The sequence below is a fragment of the uncultured Thiodictyon sp. genome, assembly GCF_903946935.1.
Lineage (GTDB): Bacteria > Pseudomonadota > Gammaproteobacteria > Chromatiales > Chromatiaceae > Thiodictyon.
This window is the reverse complement of record NZ_CAJAXH010000285.1, coordinates 29411-49488: the sequence shown is the minus strand read 5'-3', so window position 1 is coordinate 49488 and position 20078 is coordinate 29411. Positions and strand designations below refer to the sequence as shown.

Below are 20078 nucleotides of genomic sequence, written 5' to 3'. Positions count from 1 at the left end.
CGTGAAAGTCGCCGTAAGCCGATGTCTGTGAAGTAGGTTTCACGCGAAAACCACGAGCGGGCGCAGGAGCGCCCCGTTAGCCTGAAAGACTTTCATGGTCAGGGGTGGCAGGCCCCCCTTCCATGGCCGTTAGCCGGTGGCAGTTTTCGTGATCACCATCTAAAATCCGTAAGGTACGCAGGCTTGGCCGGCTAAAACCTCAACCTCCGGTGGCCGGAGCCACGACCAAGGCCCTGCGGCAAATCCCGGACGCCACGCCGGGGGGACGTTCGAGCAGGCGGCCACGGTCTTCTTCGACCCATCGTGCCCAAGGTAGCGGATTACGACCCTGCACCCGGCGAACCTGACGCGGAAGAAGATTATGATGAACAACAAGAAGCGATGGACGAGGTGCTTTCAAAGAAGGCAAGAAGATACCTGCTTCACACATCGCAGGCGTTAGGTTTCAAGGGGTTAATGATGGCTGCCGACAATCGATACATAGCAAACGAAGACACTTACCTCCGGATCGCTAAATCAGCAGTCGCAGACCAGTTTTCGTCCGGCGCTGCCTTTGAAGCTTTCTAGAAAAATATCGAAAGCCCGGAGCGTAAGAACCTGTTCCTTTTAACGCCTCTGGCTACCACGCAGTTTTGGGCGAACGCTTACTTAATCCGCCAGACGATCAACTGAGAAAGGGGGCCGATCTCAATTAGATTTTTCTCCGCTGGCCGAAATAAATTGAGCCGGGCGGCTTATCGCAGAAATCTTAACCGAGCGTCACCGGTATGAAAGGCTTCGTTTACGTCATGTCCAACAAGGCAATGCCTGGACTGGTAAAAATCGGCTATTCGACAAAGCATCCGGAAATTCGTGCGGAGGAGCTAGATGGAACGGGGCTGCCTCACAAGTTTGTCGTGGAGTATTGCGCATTCGTCGACCGCCCAGATGTGCTTGAGCAACGAGCGCATAAATCGCTCGTACTTTACAATGAGGCCAAAGAATTCTTCCGTATTAGCGTCGAACAGGCCATATTCTGCATTCTGGACATTGCGCAACGGACGGAAACGCACCTGTTGTACGAAGAAGGCGACCTAGAGTCCCGAGAGGCAGCGAAAAGAGATAGAGACGAACGGGAGAAGTTCCACTCGTTTCTCGCCAACGAGAGAAGACTGATAATTGCTACGGAAAAGAACGCTCTCGACGCTCTCTTGACGATTATCTGGCGCCACTTTGATTCTAAGGCAGGGGATAGGCCGCGTGACGCATGCGGCGCACTACCTGTATTCACTGAAGCGTGGTTCCTAAGTGCGATGCGATCCGCTTCGGCACGCCATCTAAAGCCGGTCGCGATATACGACTGGATTAAGACTTTCCTCGAAGAACATAGAGCAATGCCGACGAGGGCGGAAGCGGATGAGTGGGCGCAAGAGGAGAAAACATATCGAGCCGCAGATACGGGCAACCGTTCCGACTATCGCATTCTCGTGAACCGTGTTTTCTCGGTTGACGAGATAGTGGCGGGGCGGACCTATTGGGAAATGGAGGATTTGCAGAGGCAATTGCGCAGACTATTAGGGCTGCCTCAGTGGAAAACGCAATTCGAGGAATCCTATTCTTGTCAACAGACTACCGTGGACCGCATAAAGAGCTTCCTGGGAATTGAGGGTGAATATCAGAAGCAAATGAGGGAGATATCGGACCCCCGGAACTGGCTTGATCTTAAAAGAACAACGTTCGGCCAATCCGTACAGCGGTACTGTCGCATCGCATTCCCGAACGACGAATTATTTCTTCGGCAACCCGGTGATGCCGAGATGAGCGAACCTCTTAGGGACGGTCAGGAGTCTCGAGTCGGAGACACGTTAGTCTTTGCCCATAAGATACACCCTCGCGAGATTGAAGAAATAAGGAAAGAGCTTGAGCGTGCGATTAAACCGAGGGTTCTCCAACGAATGGAAAAGAGCGGCTTCATCAAGTTGAAAGACGCTCGGAAGGAGTATAAGTCCGCAGGCTGGCGGTCGGCCTACGACTTTGGTGACCACAGCATCATTATTTGGAACACGGCCGATAATCTGGAGGCGGTGCTGTGGCATGAGGGGACGCACTCCGGAGATCTTGGAGTGATTAACCGGGGATGGCGCGCACTGCATGAGCAGTTGGGGAGGCAAGCGCAGAATGGAGATGCAGCGGTGAGACGTGCGCTAGTGACGGCAGATACAGCGATAGGTTTGGAACAGATGAAGGGGCCTCCCCTCGAAGTGATGACATTGAAGCAGCGAGAGACGCTGGCCTATTTTGTCGAACACGCGACGGAGAGGGAGCAAGCGAAGCCGAGTGGACTGTTGGGGAGGATCGCCGGAGAAGCAAAAGCGGCTTGGCGTGCAAGTCCACTGGGTCAGGAGTTCGCGCGAAAGGGAGTGCAGTTCAAACTCACGGATACTGAGGGGCTGGCGCTTGCGCGGAAGATGCTGAGGGGTGGGGAGGGGAGGAAAGAACTGCTGGATCGGTATGTGAGGGAGGGGAAGATTACGGAGGCCGAGAGGAGGGGGGAAGAGGCAGAAGGACGATGGTAGTCTCGTGATGTCCATGACCTATCCAGTCATCCAGGTTCCGGAAATGGCCTCGGCCCAGTTGGAGCAACTGGGCACCAAGGAAAAATTCTGGTTTCGTGCAGCGGACGGCGCCTGGGTTCTGTTCAAGGAGGGCTATCCGGGTAGCGGCGAGCACTGGGCCGAGAAGGTGGCCTGCGAAGTGGCGCGGCTGCTGGGATTGCCCCATGCCGAGTACGACCTCGCAGTCTGGCGGGGGCGTCTCGGCGTCGTCTCTCCGTCGTTGGTCCCCCAGGAGGCGCGTTTGATCCTGGGGAACGAACTGTTGGCGAAGAACTTTCCGGACTACGCGGAGGCCGGGCGCTTTCGGGTTCGGCAGCACACGGTGCGACGGGTTCTGGCGGTCCTCGGGGCAACCGGTGCGGGAACTCCATCCGGCTGGACCTGCCCAACAGCAGTGGCTGACGCCGTTGGGGTGTTTGTCGGATACCTGCTGCTCGACGCCCTGATTGGCAACCAGGATCGGCACCACGAAAATTGGGGCCTGATAAACTCGGCGAGGCATGGACTTACCCTCGCCCCGACCTTCGACCACGCGTCCAGCCTCGGGCGCAACGAGACCGACGAGGTCCGGATCGAGCGGCTGACGACCAGGGATTCCGGGCGCAGCGTGAGGGCTTACGCTGCGCGGGCCACCTCGGGACTTTACGAGACGCACACGAGTAAGAAGGCCTTGTCTACACTGGATGCCTTCACACATGCCTTGTGGGCTAATCCGAGTGCCGCCGCGTACTGGCTCGAGTGCCTCGACGGGCTGGATTCCGCCCACTTTGAGACCATCTTGAACGAGGTGCCGGGGGATTTCATGACGCAGCCCGCCCGAGACTTCGCCCTACGCCTGCTCTCGGCGAACCGGGACCGCTTGCTGCATCTTCCATCGGAAGCATTGATATGAAAGCATTATTCGTGGCCGTGCAGGATCATGACTCACGCTGCTGGGCGCCCGTGGCGAGACTGACCCGGGAGAATGGCAGCTACCGTTTCGTCTACACCGAGGGAGCGCGTGATCTTCCTGGCTTCACCCCCTTCGGGCGGATGACAAACCTCGAATCCCAATACATCTCCAATGAGTTGTTTCCGCTGTTCGCGAACCGCGTGCTGCCGAAATCGCGGCCGGAGTATCGGGACTATCTTAATTGGCTTGGCCTATCCGCGGCGGACCATGACGCACTTGATGAGTTGGCGCGGACGGGCGGCTTACGGGCGACGGACACGATCGAGCTGATCCCCTACCCCGAGGCGACGGCGGATCGCTGCTACGTGGTCTATTTCTTCGGGCGCGGGCTGCGGCATCTGGCCGCGGAAAATCAGGCACGGATTGGCTCCCTGGATGTCGGGGAACGGCTTCACCTTCTTCACGATCTTCAGAATCCTATCGATTGCATGGCGCTTATGTTGCGCACCGGTGACCCCGTGTCCATTGTCGGCTATGTGCCGCGTTATTACGCCGCCGACTGGACTCGACTCATTCAACTGGCAGGGGCCGAGGCCGTCATGGTCACCGTGGAACGCGTCAACCAGGACGCGCCCATGCAATACCGCCTGTTGTGTAAACTCTCCGCGCCCTGGCCGGCAGCGTTTTCGCCTTGCAAGGACGGACAGTACCGGCCGATCTCGACGCCTACCAGCCCTGCACCCCATTGAATACCGGGGAGAGACCACAATTTCGTGCTTTTCTCACGGCAGCACAAGAATGTGGTCTGCCCCGTGAATTCCTCTAATCCAAATAAACTGTCACTGGCGCTGCGAAATCGATCAGGACGAGCGTTTGGAGTAGCCGTCAGCGAATCCCGACCAGGAACGTTTGATGGGCTCCCGTTGTGCCTGATCGATCAGATCCCCGAAGCGGTTTTGGGCTTCGAACGCTGTCACCACAATCATGATGCGCTCCAAATCAGATGTTTTAGCTGGGCATTTCGCGGGCAGTATACCTATTTCCCGCCAATTGAAGCGACGGCCAGCACGAGGTAGCCGACATAACCACCCAGCATGTCGGTCACGAACCGCACCAGCAGTTCCGGCCGGGTCGGGAGGCGGATGCGGTCGCGCTCGTCCGGATACCAAACCGCCGCCCGACCCGGCGCCCAGGTCCGGAAGACCGCCCAATCTCAGGCCTAGCAGGCTGTCGGACTTAGTGATGCAACCGATTGAATGCAAAGAGTTTCCTCTTTTGCGCCAAAAAGTCGTTTTCCTGTTTAATCAATCGGTTACGCCATCAAGTCCGACAGGCTGCTAGGCGATCCGGGTGTTCGGCGCGGCGGCCTCCAGTGCGGTCGTGATGGAGAGGCCCGAGGTCGCCAGCCAATCGTCGCCCCGGAAGAGCGGGTAGGCGACCGCGCCCGGCAGACGGCCGGGGGCTGGATCGAAGCGCCCGCAGGGTGCGAGCGCGGTCACACCCACTCCATGGCCATACGCGATAAGCGCATGATCTTAAGATACAAATAATCCGATGTGCTAAACTTAGGCCAAGACCGCGGTTTTACAGATTGCAACTGCAACTTTCAATTTGTAAACTCGCCACATGATCCCCCGACATGCCACCGACACCGCCCTGCGCCTCGCGCGTGGCTTCCCGATCCTCGCGATCACCGGCCCGCGGCAATCGGGCAAGACCACCCTGGCCCGGTCGCTGCGTGCCGGGCGCGCCTATGTCTCGCTGGAGGAACCGGACCAGCGCGAGGCGGCCCTGGTGGACCCGCGGGGGTTTCTGGCCCGCTTTCCGGACGGGGCGGTGATCGACGAGGCGCAGCGGGCGCCCGAACTGATGTCCTACCTGCAAGGGCTCGTCGATGCCCGCCAACGGATGGGGGACTTCGTGCTGACGGGCTCGCAGCAGTTCGGGCTCATGTCGCGCATCACCCAGTCCCTGGCGGGGCGGGTCGGACGGATCGAACTCCTGCCATTCTCGTTGCCGGAGTTGGCCGAGGCAGGGCTGCTGCCCGGGGACCTGGATACCTTTCTGTGGCGCGGGGGCTATCCCCCGCTCTATGACCGGCCGCTCGCACCTGACGACTGGTTCCCGAGCTATATTGCGACCTACCTGGAGCGCGATGTGCGGCAATTGCTGGCGGTGCGGGACCTGGCACTCTTCCAACGGTTCGTACGGCTGTGCGCCGCGCGTACCGGGCAATTGCTGAATCTGTCGGCGCTGGCGAACGACTGCGGGATCTCGCACACCACGGTCCGGGACTGGCTCTCCGTATTGGAGGCGAGCTATCTGGTGATGCTGTTGCCGCCCTATTTCCGCAATTTCGGTAAACGGTTGGTCAAGACGCCCAAGCTCTATTTCCTCGACACCGGGCTCGCTGCGGCCCTGCTCGGGATCAAGGACGCCGCCGCGCTCAATCTCCACCCGCAGCGGGGTGCATTGTTCGAGACACTGGTGGTCGGCGAATTCGTCAAACAGCGCTTCAACGCGGGCCGGCCGGCCGGGCTCTGGTTCTGGCGGGACAATACCGGCAACGAGGTGGACCTGCTCTTGGAGTCGGGCACGCACCTGCAGCCAGTGGAGATCAAGTCGGGCGCCACCCTGGTCCGCGACTGGTTGCGCGGGATTGAGAAATGGCGCGCCTTCGCGGGCGACGACGCCTTGCCGGGCTGGCTGATCTATGGAGGCGAGGACGGCTATACACGCGAGGGGGTCGAGGTGTTTCCATGGCGCTCGATCGGGGCGGCGGCCGGGCGGACCTGAGCGCGGTATTGGATTAACCTAAATTCGGCAGTTCGCACCACAAAGGCACAAAGATCACAACGAAAGACAACGGGTTAATGTCATGATGCGAATCACCTTGCCGGTGATGAAATATTTCGCCTTAACGCATTGAAATTATTTGTGTCCTTCGTGTCTTTGTGGTGCATCTGCTCTTTCTAGGATTAAGAGTCGGGGCGGGACGCCCCCGCTCCGGTTAGAACCGATACCCCTTGGGCACCACCACGATGCCTTCGGCCGAGACCGGGAAGCGCTCGACATCGTGCTTGTGCTCGAAGCCGATGCGCTCCTTGGCGGGGACCTGCACGTCCTTCTCGATGATGCAGTTACGCAGGTTGGCACCGGCCCCGACCTGCACCCCGTCGAAGAGGATGGAGGAGTCCACGATGGCGCCGTCATGCACCCGCACCCGCGGGAACAGGATCGAGTGGTTGACCCCGCCGCCGCTGATCACGGTACCGGCGGAGAGCATCGAGTTCACGAAGATCCCCTCGGTGCCGCTGGCCGCCCCGGGCACGGTACGTGCCGGCGGGTATTGGCCCTGATAGGTCCGGATATTCCAGTCGGCCTGATAGAGGTCGAGCGGTGGATCGGCCCGCAGCAGGCCCATGTTCGCCTGGTAGTAGGCGTCGATCGAGGCGAGGTCACACCAGTAGCGGTCCGGCGTCACCCGGCCCCGCGCGCCGCCGAAGCGGTAGCCGCACGCATTCACCGCGCCGAGCAACGGGGCGATGAGGTCCAACCCCAGGTCCTCGTCCGGCCCTTCCCGGGCGGGGTCCAGGGCGGCGAGCAGCCAGGACTTGTCGAAGCAGTAGACACCCATGGTGGACAGCGGCTCGTCCAAGTCACCCGGGACACCGTCCACCGGGGCCGGTGACAACGCCAGAACCCGCCCGTCCGCGCCCAGTCCCACCAGGGGTTGCACGCCGGACCCCGGCTCACGGACGCCACGCACCGCCAAGGTCACCTGGGCGCCGGACTCGCGGTGGGCGCGGATCAACTCGGCGTAGTCCATGCGATAGATGGCCTCGCCCACCAGCACCAGCACCTGACTGGCGGCGCTGCGCTCCACCAGGTAGCGGTTCTGCCGGATGGCATCGAATGGACCACCATACCAGTTGAGGCCCTCGCGCTGCTGCGGCGGCACGGCGGTGATGAACTCGCGAAACTCCGGATTGAAGATCGACCAGCCGTCGCGCAGGTGCTTGTGCAGCGAATGGCTCTTGTACTGGGTGAGCACCAGCACCTGGCGAAGACCCGAGTGCAGACAGTTGGCCAGGGTAAAGTCGATGACCCGGAACATACCGCCGAAGGGGACGGCGGCCTTGGGGCGATCGATGGTCAGCGGCTCGAGTCCGGTGCCGCGGTTGGCGGCGAGGACCAGTGTCAAGGTGTTGGAAGGCATGGGTCAGTCCATCAGGTGTGTTTAGGTGGGTCTGAATCGGCCATGAACCCGAATGCCGATCCGACAAGCCATTCCCCTATTTGCGTTCATTCGCGTTCATTTGCGGACCCTACTCTTGGTGGATTGACCCCGGCCGCGCCACCGCGGCGTCGATGACCCGCTTCATGTCGCGCACCGCCTGGTCCAACCCGCAGAACAGCGCGCGGGCGACGATGGCGTGACCGATGTTGAGCTCCCGTATCCCAGGGATGGCCGCGACCGCCTTGACGTTGTGGTAGTCGAGCCCATGCCCGGCATTGACCTGGAGCCCGAGTTCCAAGCCCACGGCGACCGCGTGACGGATGCGCTCCAACTCCAGCGCCTGCTGCGCCGGGACCTGGGCGTCGGCATAGCGGCCGGTGTGGATCTCCACCACCGGCGCACCGACCGCGCGGGCGGCCTGAAGTTGCACCGGATCGGGGTCGATGAAGAGCGACACCCGCACCCCGGCCTGCGCCAGCATGGCACAGAAATCAGTGAGTTCGGCCTGACGACCGGCCACATCGAGCCCGCCCTCAGTCGTCAGCTCGGCGCGCCGCTCGGGCACCAGACAGCAGTCCGGCGGACACAGCCGCGCGGCGATGCGGCCCATCTCCGCCGTGGCGGCCATCTCCAGATTCATGCGGGTCACCAGGATGTCGCGCAGCAGCTCCACGTCCCGATCCTGGATGTGCCGACGGTCCTCGCGCAGGTGCAGGGTGATCAGGTCCGCCCCCGCCTGCTCCGCCACCAGGGCGGCCTGGATCGGCTCCGGATAGCGGGTACCCCGCGCCTGCCGGATGGTGCAGACATGATCGATATTGACCCCGAGCAGGACCTCGGGCGATGCTATGGTGCTCATGGGATATCCTTAATGCATATATTAAGAAAGAAATTTATCACGCCAAGGCGCCAAGACGCCAAGAAAAATCAAGAGCATCTGGACAACATCCGAATCACCCGACGGGTGAGTCAGCAAGCGGCGATAACGCATTGAAAACCCTTGGCGAGCTTGGCGTCTTGGCGTGAGAACTGCTCTTTCTTAGGGTTATCGACTCATCGACTGGTTTCTTGGCGTCTTGGCGCCTTGGCGTGAGACTCTTGAGAAATCTGGGTTGAGTCGTCTTGCTTGGCCTCTTGGCGTGAGATCATTCCTGGCGCCCACCCCGCCACTGCCGGAACAGTTCCCGGCTCTTCAGCGGCTTGGGACCAAGATGGGGTTGGAGCAGGCGTCGAAACAGGGCGCGCGCCTCGCGGGCTTGAGCGGGCGCAAGCGCCTCCCCGCGGGCCAGCGCCAGCAGGGTCGCGCCCGAGACCCGCTCCCCCGCAGCCGCGGCCGGGGCCGCTCGGGTGCCGCGCCCAGGCTCGACCAGATAGTGACGGTCGGGCGCCACCGGGGTACCCCCATCCACCACCAAATCCAGTGACGGGGCATAACCCAAACCCTCCAGCAGGCGCAGTTCGAACTGTCGCAGGACCGAGTCCAGGTGCGCGCCGGCGGCCAACTCGCCGAGGGCGGCGTGATAGAAGGCAAAGATCGGGGCCTGGGGATCATGGCGGCCGAGCAGGCGCATCAGGAGCTCGTTCAGATAGAAGGCACAGGGCAGTGCCGGCCCGCCGAGGTCGAAGGGGCGTGCCGCCGCCTCGACCCGGGTCAGGGTCAGCACCTCGCCACGCCCCACCACCCCCACCCAAAGCGGTTGGAAGGGTTGCAGGAGGGCGCTCGTCGGGCGGCGCCCCCGGCGCGCACCCTTGGCAATGGCCGGGAACCGGCCCTGGCCCTGGGCAAACAGCTCGACCAGGAGGCTGGTATTGCCATAGTCCCGCCGATGCAGCACCAAGGCCCGGAGCAGACCGCCGGCACCGCTCACCCGTCGTGATACCCCAGACGGGCCAACGCGCCCTCGTCGCTCGACCAGCTCTTCTTGACCTTCACCCAGACCTCCAGGTGGACCGAACAGCCGAACAGCTTCTGCATCTCCAGGCGGGCCTGGGTGGCGGTCGCCTTCATCGCCTCGCCGCCCTTCCCGATCAGGATCGCCTTCTGTCCCGGGCGCTCGACCCAGATCAGTGCATTGATTCGGTAGCGCCCGTCCACGGCCTCGAAGCGCTCGATCTCGACCGTCGTGCGGTAGGGCAACTCCTCGCCATAGCGCTGCACCAGTTGCTCACGCAGCAGCTCGGCGGCGAAAAACCGTTCCGAGCGATCGGTGATCTGATCCTCGGGGTACTGGAATTCACCCTCGGGCAGGGCGGCGACCACTGCCCGCTCCAGCGCCTCGATCCCGTCTCCGCGGGCGGCGGAGACCGGAATCAGTTCGAGGAACGGGTAGCGCGCCGCCAGCCCCTCCAGGTGCGGCAGCAGGACCGACTTGTCGGGGATCCCGTCGACCTTGTTGATCACTGCAATGGCCGGCAGCCCCGCGGTGGTCAGGGCCTCCAAGGCCAAGGCATCCTCATCGGTCCAGCGCAGGGCCTCGACCACCAGCAGCACCAGGTCGGTATCGCCGATCGCCGAGCGGGCCGCGCGATTGAGATAGCGATTGAGCGCACCCTCGCCCCGGCGATGGATGCCGGGGGTGTCGACAAACAGGATCTGGCCGTCGGGACGGGTCCTGATCCCTAAGATCGCGTGCCGGGTGGTCTGTGCCTTATGCGAGGTGATGGCCAGCTTCTGGCCCAGGATGCGGTTGAGCAGGGTGGACTTGCCCACGTTGGGCCGCCCGATGATAGTGACGTAGCCGCAGCGCGGCGGTGTCTGATCAGCCATGAGCGACCTGTCCTTCGAGTTGTGTCAACATGGCATCGGCGGCCGCCTGTTCGGCGCGCCGCCGACTGCTGCCCTCACCGCGGCTGTACCGCCGATCGTCCGGCAGCACGCAGCTGACCGTGAAGCTCTGGGCGTGCTGGGTCCCGCCGACCGTCAGCACCTCATAGTCGGGGATCGGCCGACGGTGTGCCTGCAGGAACTCCTGCAAACGGGTCTTGGGGTCTTTACTGGCTCGCGCGTCATCGAGTTGCTCCAGGGGCGTACGGAAAAGGTTGGCCACCACCGTCTGCGCACGCGCAAATCCACCGTCCAGATAGACCGCCCCCAGCACGGCCTCCAGTGCGTCCGCCAAGATCGAGTCACGCGTGTGACCGCCGGTGCGCAGTTCACCGGTGCCCAGGCGCAGATAGTCCCCCAGTTGCAGGCCGCGGGCAAGTTGCGCCAGCGACTCGCGCTTGACGAGCGAGGCCCGCATCCGACTCAGGGTTCCCTCGTCGGCCTGCGGGAAGCGGTCAACCAAGGACTCGGCGACGGCAAAGCCGATCAGTGCGTCGCCGAGAAACTCCAACCGCTCGTTGTTCACCGCCCCGGCGCTGCGGTGGGTCAGGGCCTGCTGGAGCAACTCCAAGCGGGCGAATGAATGACCCAGGACGCGGGCCAGGCGGCGGCTATCGGTAGTCACCGGCCCTTGACCACCACCGCGTGATGGAAGGTCAGCACCGCGTCGATGTTGAAAAAGAGATGCGTCCGCTGCTCATAATTGACCCCCAGATCGTAGGTGCCCTCCCCGGCACTGGCGACCGTGAACGACTTGAGATCGAGGTTACGGACGTCGTTGATATTCATGCGGGTCTCCACGGCGTTCAGGACTGCCGCCTTGCCCCCCAGGAAGGGCTCGGGCGCGGCGGCCACTTCGTTCATAATGGATCGCACCGTCATGAAGCCCATATAGCCCGGGCCCAGCTTAAAGACCAAGGTCATCACGAAAATGACCACGAGTACGACGAACAGCAGGCCGCTCGCCCCCATCCCCTTTTGCACAGCAGGCATCTTAGTCATCTTGATCACCCCCTATTGAATCAGGTTACCGAGTCGATCCCAGGCGATGGGCGGAAAACCCGCCCGCTCGCCGTCCCAATGCATCCAGATGGCAAAGGCCTTGCCAACCAGATTACCCTCCGGCACGAAGCCCCAGCAACGGCTATCGTTGCTGTTGTCACGATTATCGCCCATCACAAAATAGTGCCCAGGCGGCACCGTCACCGGCCCCTGCGCGAGCACGTCACAGCCAGGCGGCAGGTCCGGCCGCCCCGCGACCACCAACCGGCGGTGCGCGACGCCGTCCAAGGTCTCCACCGCGTCCCAAGCGCCGGTCATTCCCGCCCCGGAAGCCACCCCGGTATAGCGCCCGATCGGCACTTGACCCTGGGGCTTGCCGTTGAGATAGATCGTCTTGTCCCGATAGAAGATCGTGTCGCCCGGCACGCCGACGACCCGCTTGATATAGTCGGTCTTACCATCCATCGGATACTTGAAGACCACCACATCGCCGTGCCGCGGCTCCCCGATGGGCAAAAACTTGGTATTGAGGACCGGCAGCCGCAGACCATAGGCGAACTTATTGACCAGGATGAAGTCACCGGTCAGCAGGGTCGGCATCATGGAATTGGAGGGGATACGGAAGGGCTCGACCACAAACGAGCGCAACAACAGAACGATGAGGATAACCGGAAAGAACGATCGGGCATACTCGACGAGCATGGGTTCACGCCCAGCGGCCGCCCCACCCGGCGCCGCGCGACGTCGTGGCGCAAAGGCCACCGCATCCACCAGCCAGATGCCGCCCGTCACGGCGGAGGCCAGCACCAAAAAGGCCGGAAAATCGAAATTCATGGACATCTCAGATAGTCAGATTCAAACCCGGCCAGGCGCAACCAGTCCGCGACCAGTCCCCGCCTTGCCCTCAATTGTCCTTGCCCACTTGCAACACGGCCAGGAAGGCCTCCTGGGGGATCTCCACACGCCCCACCTGCTTCATGCGCTTCTTACCCTTCTTCTGTTTGTCCAGCAGTTTGCGCTTGCGTGACACATCCCCGCCATAGCACTTGGCCAACACGTTCTTGCGCAGGGCCTTGACCGTGGTGCGGGCAATGATCTTGCTGCCGATGGCGGCCTGGATGGCCACCTCAAACATCTGCCGCGGGATCAAATCCTTCATCCGCACCGTGATATCCTGGCCGCGGGTCTGGGAGATCGCGCGATGCACGATGGTGGAGAGGGAGTCCACCTTGTCGCCGTTGATCAGCACATCGAGCTTCACCAGGTCCGAGGCCTGAAAGCGCTTATGCTCGTATTCAAATGAGGCATAGCCGCGACTCGCCGACTTGAGGCGGTCGAAGAAATCGAGCACCACCTCGGCGAGCGGCAATTCAAAGGTCACCTGCACCTGGCCGCCCAGATACTGGATCTGCTTCTGCACCCCACGCTTCTCGATGCACAGGGTCATCACGTTGCCCAGATAATCCTGGGGGGTGAGGATGTGGGCCTCGATGATGGGCTCCCGGACCTCGCTGATCTTATTCGGCTCCGGCAGATTGGCCGGGTTGTCGATGCGGATGAGCTCACCGTCCTGCCGCAGCACCTCATAGACCACGGTAGGTGCCGTAGTAATCAGGTCCAGGTCATATTCGCGCTCCAGCCGCTCCTGGACGATCTCCATGTGGAGCATCCCCAGGAAGCCGCAGCGGAAACCGAATCCCAGGGCCTGGGAGACCTCCGGCTCATAAAAGAGCGAGGCGTCGTTGAGACGCAACTTGCTCAGGGCCTCGCGCAGGTCCTCATAGGCATCGGAATCCACCGGGTAGAGCCCCGAGAAGACCCGCGGGCGCATCTCCTTGAACCCCTCGAGCTTCTCCCCCGGGCGCTCGGGCCGGGTGATGGTGTCGCCCACCGGCGCGCCGTCGATTTCTTTGATGGAGGCGATGAGATAGCCGACCTCGCCGGGGCCCAGGCTGGGGCGCTCAATCTTCTTGGGGGTAAAGACCCCCACCGAGTCCACCAAATGGCTACGCCCGGTGGCCAGCATGACGATCTTGTCACGGCGACGGATCTCGCCGTTCATGACCCGCACCAGCGAGACCACGCCGACATAGGGATCGAACCAGGAGTCGATGATCAGTGCCTGCAGGGGGGCATCGCGGTCGCCCTTGGGCGGCGGTATGCGCTGCACCAGCGCCTCCAGCAGGTCGGGGATACCCTCGCCGGTCTTGGCACTCACCCGCAGCGCATCCTCGGCCTCGATGCCGATGATCTCCTCGATCTCCTTGATCACCCGCTCCGGCTCGGCATTGGGCAGGTCGATCTTGTTCAAGACCGGCAGCACCTCCAGCCCCTGCTCGATGGCGGTGTAGCAGTTGGCCACGCTCTGCGCCTCCACCCCCTGGGCGGCGTCCACCACCAGGAGCGCGCCCTCGCAGGCGGCCAGCGAGCGGGAGACCTCATAGGAAAAGTCCACATGGCCCGGGGTGTCGATGAAGTTGAGCAGGTAGGTGCGCCCGTCCTTGGACTTGAAATCCAGGGCGATGCTCTGGGCCTTGATGGTGATCCCGCGCTCGCGCTCCAGGTCCATCGAATCGAGGACCTGGCTCGACATTTCGCGCGCGGTCAGTGCCCCGGAGAGCTGGATGAAGCGATCCGCGATGGTCGACTTGCCATGGTCGATGTGGGCGATGATCGAAAAATTACGGATATGGCTGAGGTCGGTCATCGTTATGGACCGTCGCTGGTCTCGTCAGGTGATCGCGGGGAGCGGCGGCGCGCGGATGCGGCGGCGTTGCAGGCCGCCCAGGGGAACCGCAAGAAGTTCGCCATGATAACAGAAACGGGGCGCACCGAGCGTTCATCCCAACTCCGGAAATTGCTCACGCCAAGACGCCGTGAGCAAATCTCGGCTTTTGGCTCAGTCATATTTCGAGTCCTTCCAGTGTCGCAGCGCAGTAAAGACCGCCGCGTGCCCCTGGAGTGGATGCCCCACAAAGCGCTCGGCGGCGGCGATGACCTGGGGCTCGCCGGTACGCAGGAAGGGGTTGGTGGCGAGCTCCTCCGCCAGCGTGGACGGGACCGTCGGCAGGCCCTGGGCGCGGCTGGCCGCCACCGCCCGCTCACGCTCAATCACCGCCGGGTTGTCCGGCTCCACCCAGCGGGCGAAGCCCAGGTTGGCCAGGGTGTATTCGTGGGCGCAGTAGAGCCGCGTCGCCGGGTCCAGGGCCGCAATGCGTCGCAGGGAGGCGGACAGGCGTTGCGGGGTATCGCCGAAGACCCGCCCGCAGCCGGCAGCAAACAGGGTGTCCCCGCAGAACAGCACGCCCTCGCCCAAAAAGGCGATATGGGTCGTGGTATGCCCCGGGACCTCCCAGGCCGTGAAGCGACTGGCAAGCCCCGGGGGCGCGACCACCTCCCCCTCCCCGACCCGCTGGGTCAGGCCGCGGATGTGTGGGTCGTGTGGGCCGATGATCGTCACGCCCGGGAAGGCCAGCGCCAATTCACCGAGCCCGCCCACGTGATCCCCGTGGTGATGGGTCACCAGCATGGCGCGCAGTCGCAATCCCTCGGCCGCCAGGGCCGCCAAGACCGGGTCCGCATCGCCCGGGTCCACGACCACGGCGTCGCGGCCGGGCGGCTCGGTCAGGAGCCAGATGTAGTTGTCGTCGAAGGCGGGGATGGGGCGGATGTTGAGCATGGATAAGGGTCCTTATTGGCTTCAGGATGACAGGTCCGCCAGGTCATAGGTCGCCGTGGCCTCCGCCACTGCCCAGCGAATCGCCGCGGCGGTCTCCTGGCCGATGCCCGGTACTTCGGCCAGTTCGTCCGCCGGGGCGGCCATCACCGACTCGATAGTACCAAACCGCTCCAGCAGCCGCTTGGCGCGCGCCGGCCCGATCCCCGGCAGCCCTTGCAGGATGCGGCTTTGTACCCGTGCCTTACCGCGCGGCCGGCGCCCCTTGCGGGGCAGCGACCCGGCCGCGAAGGCCCGCCCCTGACGGGCCGCGAACAGCATCAACCGCGCCGTCTCCGCCGGGTCCAGCGAGCGCAGCAAGGGGATACCAAGAAACAGGGTCAGGGCGACCAGCGCACCCTGGATCGCCTCGCGCCGCATGCGGCACTCGGCCAGGTCCCGCGTGGAGCCCTCCAGGATCACGGCCGTACGCAGTGGCGCCTGCGCCAACCGCAACCCCTGCGCAAAGAGCCGCCCGTCCTTGATCGAGGCGACCAGGTCCGGCAGGGTCTTACGCTCGAACAGCCACGCATCGTCGACCAGATAGTCGCCGAGCGGCAACCGCGCCACCCGGGTCTCGATCCCCTCATGGCCGCGCAGGGCCGCCAGGACGGCACCGGCAGACTCGCGGTCATCGACGACGACGCAGACGGTTTGGCTGGCGGCCATGGAGCAGCGCCCGACTACCCGCCCTCGATCCCATCGAAGAACTCGACCACCCCGGTGGCCAGCGAATATTCCGCACCCACCACGACCAGGCCCTCGTGCTCGATCAACTGTTCCAGGACCTCCGAGCCATGCCGCAGATGGCTGACCGACACCCCGACGTTGGCCCGCACGGCGTGCCGCACCAGCGTCTCCATGTCGTGCCGCAGCTCGGTCCGCAGCAGGCCCTCGACGGACGGTCGGATGCGATCGACGATGGAGCGCAGGTTACGCGACTGGCTCGCCGTCGGGCGCTGCAGCTCCTCCAGGGTGGCGAGCACCGCCCCGCACTGGGAATGTCCGAGCACCACCACCAGGCGGGTGCCATAGCGCTCCGCCGCGAACTCAACGCTGCCCACCTGCGAGGGCGCCACGATGTTGCCGGCCACCCGGATGACGAACAGATCGCCGAACCCCTGGTCGAAGACGAACTCCGCCGGTACCCGCGAATCGGAACAGCCCAGCACGATCGCACAGGGCGCCTGTCCCAGCGCCAACTCGGCGCGCCGCGCATGACTCAAGAGCGGCTCGCGGCTCGACGTGCCCGCCACAAACCGTTGGTTTCCCTCGCGCAGACGCGCCAAAGCCTCAGATGCGGAAATCATTCAACCTCATGTATCAGAAAAGTAGGGTCCGCTGTGCGGACCTGTGACCGCACCGCGAGCGCGGTGGCCGGGGCGCCCAAACTCCAGCAGAGCGGCCCCCGTAAGTCAACCGCATCCGCGACACCGCGGCGGATGGCGACGGCGCAGGTTGGCAATCCCCACCCGCCGCCCCCAAATCGGCGACTTCAGCCCGCGCGGAGAGCCCCATGCCCAAGTCCACTGCCCCGATGACACTGCGCGAGTCGCTCGCCTTTCTCGACTGGGTCTACAACCCCTTCCAGTCACGCGACGTGATCCGCGTCTATGACCTGCTGTCCACCCGCACCCCGAGCGCGCGTGGACTCTGGCTGAACCTCGGCTACTGGCGCGACGCCAACACCCTGGACGACGCCTGCGAGGCGATGGCCGCGCTGTTGGCGGAGCGCGCCGGGATGGGACCGGCGGATCGGGTGCTGGATGTCGGATTCGGGTTCGCCGACCAGGACATCTACTGGACCAAACACTACCAGCCGCAGTCCATTGTGGGGCTCAACATCACCGCCAGCCAGGTGGCCGCCGCCCGCACCCGGGTCGCCGACCTGGGGCTCGCGGACCGGATCGACCTGCGCGAGGGGTCAGCGACCGCCATGCCGATCCCGGACGCCAGTGTCGATATCGTGACCGCGCTGGAGTGCGCCTTTCATTTCAACACCCGCGAGGCCTTCTTCGCCGAGGCCCTGCGCGTCCTGCGCCCCGGCGGGCGCCTGGTGGTGGCCGACATCCTGCCCATGCCCGTCGAACAATGCTGGGTCGGACGGCAGCAACAACGGCTGTCCTGGTGGGCGGTGGCCGCCAAATTCCCCATCCCGGAGGCCAACCGCTACACCCGCGCCGAATACGGCCCCCGGCTCGCCGCCCAGGGCTTCACCGACACCCAGGTCGAGTCCATCCGCGCCGACGTCTATGCCCCGCTACACCGCCACCTGGCCGCGGACCCGAGCGTCACGCAGCGGCTCCACCCCCTGGCCAGGCCGCCGCTGCAACTGGCGCTGATGGTCTCCGCGGAAACCATCTACCGGGGGCTCGACTATGTGCTGGCGAGCGCGCGCAAGCCGGGGTGAACCGCGGGGATACTCAATCAGCAGATAGACCATCGGGCGGATGCCCATAAGGCGATCCGCCGTCAGACCTCAGATCATTGCCCCAGGACGGCCCGCCAACCACCGCGGCTCGGCAGTACCAGCGCCCTCTTAAGATAGGTTGCCGTGACGGCCTTGGCTGAGGTGATATTGCTCAGGGTGCAGGTCGCGCCGACCTGCCCCGCGCAGTCCCCGCGCCAACCGGCGAAGATAAAACCAGCGCCAGGCCAGGCATTGCAGACGCTGGTGCCGGCCAGCGCGACCGGGTTGGGTGTGCAACTCACCATGCCGCTACCGGCCGGACTCACGCTGGTCACGATGGGGAGTCCGGCGGCCAGTTGGGCATTGATGTTGGGGACAGTCTGCCCGGCGGTGACGGACAGGTCCATAGCGCCACTCACATCACTGGCGTTGTCATAGCACTCGGAGGCATAGGCGCCGTTCCAGCCATTGAAGCACACCCGATAGGTCCCGGCGGCCAGCCCGCCGAGGTCGTAGGCCCCGCTGAACGCGGTGGATACACTATTGCCCACACCTTGCCAATAATTTTGATTGGCATTCCATGTCAGGGCATATACTTGGATACCACTCAGGGGAACCGCGCTACCGTTGGTGACGACACCGGTGATATGTCCGGCAAACGCCAGTTGGGCATTGATGTTGAGGACGGTCTGCCCGGCGGCGACCGGCAGGTCTCTAGCGCCATTCACATCACTGGCGTTGTCATAGCACTCGTGGAGATAGATACCATTCCAGTACTCATTGAAGCACACCCGATAGGTCCCGGCGGCCAGCCCGCCGAGGTCGTAGGACCCGTTGGCCGCGGTGGATGCACTATTACCCGCGCTTTGCCAAAAATTTTGATTGGCATCCCATCTATAGGCTTGTACTTGGATACCAACCAGGGGAACCGCGCTTGCGTTGGTGACGACACCGGTGATATGCCCGGCAAGCGCCAGTTGGGCATTGATGTTGGGGACGGTCTGCCCGGCGGCGACCGGCAGGTCTCTAGCGCCATTCACATCACTGGCGTTGTCATAGCACTCACCGGCATAGGAACCATTCCGATCATCGAAGCAGACCCGATAGGTCCCGGTGGCCAACCCGCCGAGATCGTAGGTTCCGTTGGCCGCGGTGGATGCACCATTAACCCATTGCCAATAATTTTGATTGGCATCCCATGTCTGCGCTTGTACTTGGATACCAGCCAGGGGAACCGCGCTACCGTTGGTGACGACACCGGTGATGTGCCCGGCAAGCGCCAGTTGGGCATTGATGTTGGGGACGGTCTGCCCAGCGGCGACGGGCAGGTCCATAGCGCCATTCACATCACTGGCGTTGTCATAGCACTCGGAGAGATAGGCACCATTCAAGTAGTCATAGAAGCAGATCCGATAGGTCCCGGCGGCCAGCCCGCCGAGGTCGTAGGCCCCGTTGGCCGCGGTGGAGGCACCATTGCCCACCCATTGCCAATAATTTTGATTGGCATCCCATGTCTGCGCTTGTACTTGGATACCAGCCAGGGGAACCGCGCTACCGTTGGTGACGACACCGGTGATATGCCCGGCAAGCGCCAGTTGGCTATTGATATTTGGGACGGTCTGCCCGGCGGCGACCGGCAGGTCTCTAGCGCCATTCACATCACTGGCGTTGTCATAGCACTCGGAGGCATAGACACCATTCCAGTCATAGAAGCAGACCCGATAAGTCCCGGCGACCAGCCCGCCGAGGTCATAGGCCCCGTTGGCCGCAGTGGATGTATTACTTACCCATTGCCAATAATTCTGACTAGCGTTCCATATCTGGACATCTACAGTGATACCAGCCAGGGGAACCGCGCTAGCGTTGGTGACGATACCGGTGATATGTCCAGCGGAGGCCAGTTGGGCATTGATATTGGGGACGGTCTGCGCGGCGGCGACGGGCAGGTCCATAGCGCCATTCACATCACTGGCGTTGTTATAGCACTCGATGGCATAGACACCATTCGGGTCATTGAAGCAGACCCGATAGGTCCCTGCGGCCAACCCGGAAATGAGATAGCTACCGTTGGGGGCGGTCATTGTACCAACCCCCCCCTGCCAAAAGTTCCCATTGGCATCCCATATATAGGCAGTCGCGTTAATACCCGACAAGGGTGTATTGGCCATGTTGGTCACGGTGCCGCTGATGCCGCCGGCCTGGGCGGCGGTCGTCGCCCCCAACCAGAGCCAGAGCATTGTCAGAAGTGCCCAGGCGATGCCGGGGCGATGGCGCTTGGCAGTCAGTGCGAGTCGTGCATCGTTCATTGGTCTGGGTGCTCCATGTCAACAGGCGTCATAGCGATACACCCGGCGCCGGCCGGCACCGGGGCGCGAATGGTGGAAACATACGGGCGCGCGAA

The 20078-nt window shown here is 63.2% G+C and carries 19 protein-coding genes; 6 read left to right on the top strand and 13 right to left on the bottom strand.

The features are described 5' to 3' along the window. Nucleotides 1-303: 303 nt before the first annotated feature. From QZX93_RS24950 to QZX93_RS24935, 4 genes are all read left to right on the top strand, one after another. A complete protein-coding gene (locus QZX93_RS24950; protein ID WP_295392103.1) occupies nucleotides 304-567 on the top strand; it encodes a hypothetical protein in 264 nt (87 codons plus the stop codon). 200 nt (nucleotides 568-767) lie between these two features. Continuing rightward, on the top strand, nucleotides 768-2555 hold the full coding sequence (locus QZX93_RS24945; protein ID WP_295392105.1) for a GIY-YIG nuclease family protein: 1788 nt from the start codon (nucleotides 768-770) through the stop codon (nucleotides 2553-2555). Between the two features lie 13 nt (nucleotides 2556-2568). Beyond that, nucleotides 2569-3486, top strand: a complete 918-nt coding sequence (locus QZX93_RS24940; RefSeq protein ID WP_295392106.1) for a hypothetical protein — start codon at nucleotides 2569-2571, stop codon at nucleotides 3484-3486. Beyond that, nucleotides 3483-4235, top strand: a complete 753-nt coding sequence (locus tag QZX93_RS24935; protein ID WP_295392108.1) for an HIRAN domain-containing protein — start codon at nucleotides 3483-3485, stop codon at nucleotides 4233-4235. Before QZX93_RS24940 ends, QZX93_RS24935 begins: the two co-directional genes overlap by 4 nt. A 588-nt stretch (nucleotides 4236-4823) precedes the next feature. On the opposite strand, the gene QZX93_RS24930 is transcribed toward QZX93_RS24935, so the two are convergent. Further along, nucleotides 4824-4985 (bottom strand): hypothetical protein, encoded by a 162-nt coding sequence (locus QZX93_RS24930; RefSeq protein ID WP_295392110.1) that lies wholly within the window; start codon nucleotides 4983-4985, stop codon nucleotides 4824-4826. A gap of 127 nt (nucleotides 4986-5112) precedes the next feature. Between QZX93_RS24930 and QZX93_RS24925 the strand changes: the two genes are divergently transcribed. Next, nucleotides 5113-6282 (top strand): ATP-binding protein, encoded by a 1170-nt coding sequence (locus tag QZX93_RS24925; RefSeq protein WP_295392112.1) that lies wholly within the window; start codon nucleotides 5113-5115, stop codon nucleotides 6280-6282. Between the two features lie 214 nt (nucleotides 6283-6496). On the opposite strand, the gene QZX93_RS24920 is transcribed toward QZX93_RS24925, so the two are convergent. From QZX93_RS24920 to QZX93_RS24870, 11 genes are all read right to left on the bottom strand, one after another. Next, entirely contained in the window at nucleotides 6497-7705 is a 1209-nt protein-coding gene (locus tag QZX93_RS24920; protein WP_295392114.1) for a sugar phosphate nucleotidyltransferase, read from the bottom strand. Nucleotides 7706-7814: 109 nt separating this feature from the next. Beyond that, nucleotides 7815-8585, bottom strand: a complete 771-nt coding sequence (gene pdxJ, locus QZX93_RS24915) for a pyridoxine 5'-phosphate synthase (protein WP_295392116.1) — start codon at nucleotides 8583-8585, stop codon at nucleotides 7815-7817. Between the two features lie 286 nt (nucleotides 8586-8871). Continuing rightward, nucleotides 8872-9594 (bottom strand): DNA repair protein RecO, encoded by a 723-nt coding sequence (gene recO, locus QZX93_RS24910; protein WP_295392118.1) that lies wholly within the window; start codon nucleotides 9592-9594, stop codon nucleotides 8872-8874. Continuing rightward, nucleotides 9591-10493 carry a GTPase Era gene (era, locus tag QZX93_RS24905; RefSeq protein ID WP_295392120.1) on the bottom strand — a complete coding sequence of 301 codons (903 nt, stop codon included), beginning with the start codon at nucleotides 10491-10493 and terminating at the stop codon, nucleotides 9591-9593. Before era ends, recO begins: the two co-directional genes overlap by 4 nt. Further along, nucleotides 10486-11175: a ribonuclease III gene (rnc, locus tag QZX93_RS24900; RefSeq protein WP_295392121.1), complete on the bottom strand. Its 690-nt coding sequence runs from the start codon at nucleotides 11173-11175 to the stop codon at nucleotides 10486-10488. Before rnc ends, era begins: the two co-directional genes overlap by 8 nt. After that, nucleotides 11172-11543: a DUF4845 domain-containing protein gene (locus QZX93_RS24895; protein ID WP_295392123.1), complete on the bottom strand. Its 372-nt coding sequence runs from the start codon at nucleotides 11541-11543 to the stop codon at nucleotides 11172-11174. The genes rnc and QZX93_RS24895 overlap by 4 nt, the downstream gene beginning before the upstream one ends. Before the next feature lie 21 nt (nucleotides 11544-11564). Beyond that, nucleotides 11565-12386 carry a signal peptidase I gene (lepB, locus tag QZX93_RS24890; RefSeq protein WP_295392125.1) on the bottom strand — a complete coding sequence of 274 codons (822 nt, stop codon included), beginning with the start codon at nucleotides 12384-12386 and terminating at the stop codon, nucleotides 11565-11567. Between the two features lie 70 nt (nucleotides 12387-12456). Further along, entirely contained in the window at nucleotides 12457-14259 is a 1803-nt protein-coding gene (lepA, locus tag QZX93_RS24885) for a translation elongation factor 4 (protein WP_295392127.1), read from the bottom strand. Nucleotides 14260-14451: 192 nt separating this feature from the next. Further along, a complete protein-coding gene (gloB, locus tag QZX93_RS24880; RefSeq protein ID WP_295392129.1) occupies nucleotides 14452-15231 on the bottom strand; it encodes a hydroxyacylglutathione hydrolase in 780 nt (259 codons plus the stop codon). Nucleotides 15232-15252: 21 nt separating this feature from the next. Continuing rightward, the gene (locus tag QZX93_RS24875; RefSeq protein WP_295392131.1) at nucleotides 15253-15936 is read right to left on the bottom strand and encodes an ERCC4 domain-containing protein; all 684 of its coding nucleotides are present in this window, start codon (nucleotides 15934-15936) and stop codon (nucleotides 15253-15255) included. Nucleotides 15937-15950: 14 nt separating this feature from the next. Next, nucleotides 15951-16577 carry a carbonic anhydrase gene (locus QZX93_RS24870; protein ID WP_295392132.1) on the bottom strand — a complete coding sequence of 209 codons (627 nt, stop codon included), beginning with the start codon at nucleotides 16575-16577 and terminating at the stop codon, nucleotides 15951-15953. Between the two features lie 206 nt (nucleotides 16578-16783). Between QZX93_RS24870 and QZX93_RS24865 the strand changes: the two genes are divergently transcribed. Beyond that, entirely contained in the window at nucleotides 16784-17677 is an 894-nt protein-coding gene (locus QZX93_RS24865) for a methyltransferase domain-containing protein (protein WP_295392134.1), read from the top strand. A 74-nt stretch (nucleotides 17678-17751) separates the two neighbouring features. Here the strand turns inward: QZX93_RS24865 and QZX93_RS24860 are convergent, their stop codons facing one another. Then, entirely contained in the window at nucleotides 17752-19983 is a 2232-nt protein-coding gene (locus QZX93_RS24860) for a carboxypeptidase regulatory-like domain-containing protein (RefSeq protein ID WP_295392135.1), read from the bottom strand. Nucleotides 19984-20078 lie beyond the last annotated feature (95 nt).